Annotated in this window: 8 protein-coding genes; 1 reads left to right on the top strand and 7 read right to left on the bottom strand. The window is 44.6% G+C overall.

Going from position 1 to position 5,797, the window contains the following annotated elements; translation table 11 throughout:
- From IM507_RS16695 to IM507_RS16725, 7 genes are all read right to left on the bottom strand, one after another.
- A partial coding sequence (locus IM507_RS16695; protein ID WP_272071860.1) for a DUF2887 domain-containing protein occupies nt 1–165 on the bottom strand: 165 nt, incomplete at its 3' end.
- Nucleotides 166–316: 151 nt separating this feature from the next.
- Entirely contained in the window at nt 317–1,147 is an 831-nt protein-coding gene (gene dapB / locus IM507_RS16700) for a 4-hydroxy-tetrahydrodipicolinate reductase (protein WP_002739420.1), read from the bottom strand.
- 144 nt (nt 1,148–1,291) lie between these two features.
- The gene (locus tag IM507_RS16705; protein ID WP_002738548.1) at nt 1,292–2,245 is read right to left on the bottom strand and encodes an asparaginase; all 954 of its coding nucleotides are present in this window, start codon (nt 2,243–2,245) and stop codon (nt 1,292–1,294) included.
- 22 nt (nt 2,246–2,267) lie between these two features.
- Entirely contained in the window at nt 2,268–2,771 is a 504-nt protein-coding gene (locus IM507_RS16710; RefSeq protein WP_190359149.1) for a CGLD27 family protein, read from the bottom strand.
- A 5-nt stretch (nt 2,772–2,776) separates the two neighbouring features.
- Nucleotides 2,777–3,181, bottom strand: a complete 405-nt coding sequence (gene rsfS / locus IM507_RS16715; RefSeq protein WP_079205365.1) for a ribosome silencing factor — start codon at nt 3,179–3,181, stop codon at nt 2,777–2,779.
- Between the two features lie 55 nt (nt 3,182–3,236).
- Nucleotides 3,237–3,833: a bis(5'-nucleosyl)-tetraphosphatase (symmetrical) YqeK gene (yqeK, locus tag IM507_RS16720; RefSeq protein WP_079205366.1), complete on the bottom strand. Its 597-nt coding sequence runs from the start codon at nt 3,831–3,833 to the stop codon at nt 3,237–3,239.
- Between the two features lie 79 nt (nt 3,834–3,912).
- Entirely contained in the window at nt 3,913–5,481 is a 1,569-nt protein-coding gene (locus tag IM507_RS16725; protein WP_069474206.1) for a YcjF family protein, read from the bottom strand.
- A gap of 89 nt (nt 5,482–5,570) precedes the next feature.
- Here IM507_RS16725 and IM507_RS16730 point away from each other — a divergent pair.
- The coding region (locus tag IM507_RS16730; protein WP_287637370.1) for a helix-turn-helix domain-containing protein at nt 5,571–5,797 on the top strand (227 nt) is incomplete at its 3' end.

The following is a 5,797-nucleotide window of genomic DNA, read 5'->3' on the forward strand; positions in this document are numbered from 1 at the left end:
GAGGTTATCGGGAAGAAAAACCCCATCTAAACGAAAAGCTAGTTGTTTAACTTCTAGGGAGGAAAATTGATAATGATTGACTGTTTCTGGGGGAAGATTGAGCAAATCAAAGAAACTTTCGGGAAAAGTCTGAAAGAGACGATAGAAAATACTGTCCGTTTTCACTCAATTTTGTCCCTCAATGACTTGTGGTACTTGTTCAATCTCTAAGTCTAAAGTTTGGGTATAGGAAAACCAGCAAAAAGCATTTTTAGGGCAATTTGTCGAGATTTCTCTTCTTTGCCCTTTTCCTCTCTTTTCTCTAAAATATCTCGATTTAGAGGATTTTTTCTAAACCGTAAACGAGGGATTGCAGCTGAGTAACTTTGCGGATAGAAAGGAGAACCCCCGGCATATAACAGGAGCGATCGCTGGTATCATGACGAAGGGTATAGATTTCCCCGGGGGAACCGAAAATTACTTCCTGGTGAGCAATTAAACCGGGTAAACGGACGCTATGAATACGGATGTTCTCGGCAGTTAAACCGCCTCTAGCGCCGGGGATGGTTTCTTTTTCGGAAACTTGAGCAGGATTAAAGATTTTACCCAATTCTGCCAGTAATTCGGCGGTTTTAATCGCTGTGCCACTGGGTGCGTCTGCTTTTTGATTGTGATGCAGTTCGATAATTTCTACATGATCAAAGTAGCGAGATGCTTGCACGGCAGCCTGTTGTAGTAAAACCATGCCAATGGAAAAATTGGGGATAACTAAACAGCCGGTGCTGGCTTTTTCGGCAAATTCGGCTAAATCTTGCAGTTGTGCCGCCGATAATCCCGTAGTTCCCACCACCGGACGCACTCCATAGGCGATCGCACTGCGGGTATTGTCATAAACACCGTCGGGATGGGTAAAATCCACCATCACCCCCTGCACTTTTTCCTGAGTTGCCAGGACTAAAACACTCTGTAAATCGTCGAGAATCGGCACTTCTAGGGGTTCACAACCGGCCACTTCCCCCACATCCTGACCTCGAAAAGCTGGATTTCGATCCACTGCACCCACTAGGATCATATCGTCGGCACGAGCAACGGCTTTAATGACTTCCCGTCCCATTTTGCCGGCTGCACCGTTGACAACCACGGGAATCGGGTTTCTATTTTCGGTCATAGTTAATTATTCTCCTTATGTATGGCGATTATAGATTGTAAATGGGTAATAACGTTTTTTAGGGAAAAAAATCAAGATATAAATACCGCCCTAACACACCAAAAAGAAAAGTTTTTGATGTGTTACCCTTGGTCAACCCACTACTTATAATAAAGCCATTTCTCCCACCACTTCCAAGCGGGTATAACTGCCGATTTTGAGGAATTTTTCCGAGAGAGATTCGGCCACATTGGGAGTAATCCAGCCTAACTGTTTGAGAATTTGCAAAGCGGCGGCATATTTAGCCCGTTTGGAACCATCTAAAGCTTTTATTGCTAATCCTAAACCTTCACCGACGCGCCCAATACATTGAATCCCTTCAGCCCCGGCTTTGCTGACGATTTCCCCTTGGCTAACCTGCATTAATTCCGTATCAAAAGCCCCTTCTCCTGCTACCATGCGGGGATGATAGGTCATCGCCCGGACGATTCTTTCTAAGTCTAAACGGTTGCCAGAGGCTAACTGGGCGTAGAGATGGGCCATTTGCCCCAACTGCATTGAATAGGTGGGCGCACCGCAGTCATCGTGGGCGCTGATTAATTCATCTCCCGGCATCCCCAATAATTCGGCAATTTTGCTTAAAATTAGCTTCTGTATCTGACTAGAACGCCGCAGATAGCTATTTAACGGCCAGCCACGCTGTTGACACACCGCTAACATCCCGGCGTGTTTACCAGAACAATTGTACTGGAGGCGACTGGGTTTACCGGACGGGAGGGGACATTGCAGAGCGTTGGGATCGATATCGGCACGCCAGAGAATATTAAAGACTTGACGGGCGTGTTCCACTGTGCCTTGGTGAGAACTACAGATAATGGCTAGATCCTTATCGTTGAGATCGTAGCGTTCGAGGGTGCCGGTACTGATGACAGCCAGTGCTTGAAAAGGTTTTAGGGCCGAACGAATAAAGGCGCTAGTTTCGGCACTGCCGGCGGTGGATAATACCCGGCCGCGGTCATCGCAAATAGCGGCCTCGACATGATGGACCGATTCAATAATGCCTTCCCGGAGGAGATGAATTTCTAAGCGGTGGGTTGGTGAACGTTTTACCCTATTCATTCAGATTGGTGATTGGTTGCGGTTAGTGAGTGAAAAATAGCCAGAAAAGACCACTGATAGCGACAATTGCCCCTAGAATTAGGGCGGTTTTTTGTAAACGGCGGAGAATGGGCTGGATTTGATAGGAGACGATTAAACGATCGCGGGTTAAAATAGCGGCGGTTTTTGTCCAGATTTGGCCATCATACCAGCCCGACTCCTCATAAAATACTTTCTCCGATTGCAAGCGATCATAGACGTAGATCCAGCCTAAATACAAGCGCAATAACACCAATCCTACCAAAATTGTCGAGCCAAAAATCCCCGCACAGAAGAAGAGAAAAGGGGCTTTTTTGAGGGGAAAACTAGCGGCGGCAATCGGTCCGACAATTAACCATGTCCATAACCATAACCAGACAATTTTTTTTGTATAAGGGGCTACATCTAGCGTCGCCCAACGGAAAAACCAAGATTCTTTTAATTGTTCGTACTCGTTAACCGGTTGCTGTTCTTCCGGGACGGGACAGAAATCAAGGGAGGATTTCATGGATTCTACTCCTCTAAATGGTCGCTAGGTAGAGGAATCCGTTGAGCATGACCCCAAAATGCTTCTAAATTATAAAATTCTCGCTCTTTTGGTAAAAAGATATGGACAATGATATCGCCATAATCCATCAGGATCCAGCTACCTTCGCTTTTTCCTTCCACTTGTCGGGGGGATTGTTGCCATTCTAGTTCCATAGCAGCTTCGATCGCATCCTCGATCGCTCGCACTTGAGTGGTAGAATAGCCGGTAATAATCAGAAAATAATCGGTTAAATAACAGATATCGGCGACTTTCAGGATGGCGATGTCCCCTGCTTTCTTGTCCTCGGCAGCGGTAACAATTGTCTCTAGAAAATTTTCGGTCTTGAGATTTTCAGCGATGGGGGTAATAATTCCAGTGGGATTGGTCATTCAGGTTGTGGTTATCCTTTGGCTGAGGTGGTTGTAAGGGAGTCTTGAGATTATGTTAATCAATGGTTTTAGTTTTTGTTGGTTGTTCTTTAACAATTTGTAACGCCCAGTTGCGTGTTAGCACGGTGCGGGGATGAATGGGACAATGGCTACTTAAAAGATATTTTAGGGAATAATCACAGGTTTGTTGAACGCTTTTATGGAGATTTTGATAGCTGAGTTGTCGTAGGGCGTTTAATTCGGGTGTATCGCCGCGATTGGGTTCCAAGGCATCGGCAATAAAGACTATACAGCTAAGATCGCTCATATTGGGTTTACCGAGGGTATGATTGCGAATTGCTTCGAGAATTTCCTCGTCGGTAACGTTAAATTCTTTTTGGGCGACAACTGCACTCACATCGGCGTGGAGTAAGTGGGGATGGGATGCACAGATATTATCCACGTCTATTCCCGCCGATTCCGCCATTTTTAGCAGTTTTTTGGGCTTGAAAAATTTAGCCAGATCGTGTAGTAATCCCGCTTGCCCAGCTTGGACGGGATCGAGATCGTGATGACGAGCTAAATCAATACACATGGTCTCCACACCGAGAATATGTCGCAGACGGTGTTCGTTGACGTTTTCTTTTAACCAGTCGATAACTTGCTGTCGCATCTTTTTTTGCCCTTGTGGAACCCCAAAACGATTGTAACAATTACTATACAATTTTGCCTATTGCTCCCGGGTTCGATCTTTACCAATCATCCTCGCAACTAGCTTCTAAAACTTCTTCTTGCTGCCAATCATCCTGAAAAGGTTGTACCACTTTACCGATCGCATCGGCCACAAAAGACTTAATAAATTCTTCCTTGCGACTGAGTTGAAATTGTCTTTGTACCACTTCCGTCATACCACCGTCACCCCAGTCTTGATCCTGACGGAAATATTCAATAAAACTTTTGCCAGCAATGCGGGTTAAATAGGCGGCACTGACCCCTTGAATTGCCTTACCGACTATATAGGTAGTAAAATTTAATTGTAGGATTCTGGCTAATAATTCTACTGCTCCTTTCACTACTCCCAAACTAACTAGAGTTTTACCCAAAGATAGAGCCAATTCCTTACCTCGATCGCTGTTAATTTCACAGCCATAAACTTGACCAATTTCCTTAACCATTTGAGCATTAACCGCCGCCGTTGCTAACAGATCGAACACTGGTAAGGGAGTCACAGCAATCACTCCCGCACCGATCCACTGATAGCGATCGATAATTTTATCAGCTTGGCGACGACGTTGGCGATCAATAATTTTCCTAGCTTCTTCTCCTAATCGTTGGGATTGTAAGAGGATATTATCTGCCACTAAATCCTCCCCTTCGGCCCGTAAAACTGAAGCCAAACGTTTAATTAAAGCTAAAATATCTGGTTCCGGTGTGATGATTTGTCCCCCGGTTAACTGTAGGGGTTGGGGATTAGCGGCGACGGCAATAATATCGGCTGAAAGAATCACTCCTTTTAGACGTTCTCGTAATTGTTTTAAAATAATGTCTCGATCTTCATCGCTATAGAGATCGATTTTATTAAAGACTAAGAGAGAACGTTTACCAATATCAATTAAACGCAATAAAGGGCCGTATTCCGATTGTCGAATATCGTTATCGATGACAAATAAAAGTAAATCTGCTTCCGTGGCTAATTGTCGCGCTAACTGTTCCCTTTGACCTCCAGCTGCACCAATTTCAAGAATGCCTGGAGTGTCGGTAATTTGAATTTCCCGATTCACACCTTTCATTTTTAAACTATAGGTTTCCCCTTTTTCCGTGGTTCCCATGGTTGCCTCCACATTGCCCACCATTTGACCGATGAGGGCGTTAATTAGGGAGGTTTTTCCCGCCGATCCTGTGCCGAAAACAATGATTTTAACTTCTTTTCTGGCTAAACTTCGCTCAATTTCTTGGGAACGATTAATAAAAACCTGTTGGGTTACTTTATCTTGAATTTGCTCCACTTGTTGCCGGATAGCTTTTAAGGTTTCCCCGGCGGCCTCGGTTTTTTCTACTGGTAATTTTAGGGGTGGACGGGAGGAAGAACGCAACCCGCGGCGACTTTTTTGCTGCTGGGGCAGCAGATAAAAGTAGTACAAAAGAATGTAGATCAGCAAGCCCAGCAGTCCGATAATCAGTAAAAGCAGAATATTGGCTAGTAGGGGAGCGAGAAAAACGATATCTCTGTAAAGACGATAGATAGAGTTGACTAACCACAACATTAATCCGAAAATAAAGCTCAGACCAATGATTAAAGCGGCAAGACGGGGTAATTTCATCGAAAATTGGGTCTGAAACCCCGCCGTTTTACGGCGGCTTTACCGTTAAATACTAGCGCATTTAGACGATATATTCTAGAATGTGAGGCATGGAAAAAGCCTATTCGTTTCGATTTTACCCAACACCCGAACAAGAGTCGCTATTGCGGCGCACATTGGGCTGTGTAAGATTAGTTTACAACAAAGCTCTCCACGAACGAACACAAGCTTGGTACGAAAGACAAGAAAGAGTAGGCTACGCTCAAACTTCTTCAATGTTGACCGATTGGAAAAAACAAGAAGAATTAGACTTTTTAAACGAAGTTAGCTGTGTACC

This window comes from Microcystis sp. M20BS1 (assembly GCF_020245305.1).
Lineage (GTDB): Bacteria > Cyanobacteriota > Cyanobacteriia > Cyanobacteriales > Microcystaceae > Microcystis > Microcystis ichthyoblabe_A.

Bases quoted from the DNA above. Each gene is read 5' to 3' on its own strand.
- dapB (WP_002739420.1), bottom strand. From the start codon at position 1,147: ATGACCGAAAATAGAAACCCGATTCCCGTGGTTGTCAACGGTGCAGCC.
- IM507_RS16705 (WP_002738548.1), bottom strand. From the start codon at position 2,245: ATGAATAGGGTAAAACGTTCACCAACCCACCGCTTAGAAATTCATCTC.
- IM507_RS16710 (WP_190359149.1), bottom strand. From the start codon at position 2,771: ATGAAATCCTCCCTTGATTTCTGTCCCGTCCCGGAAGAACAGCAACCG.
- rsfS (WP_079205365.1), bottom strand. From the start codon at position 3,181: ATGACCAATCCCACTGGAATTATTACCCCCATCGCTGAAAATCTCAAG.
- yqeK (WP_079205366.1), bottom strand. From the start codon at position 3,833: ATGCGACAGCAAGTTATCGACTGGTTAAAAGAAAACGTCAACGAACAC.
- IM507_RS16725 (WP_069474206.1), bottom strand. From the start codon at position 5,481: ATGAAATTACCCCGTCTTGCCGCTTTAATCATTGGTCTGAGCTTTATT.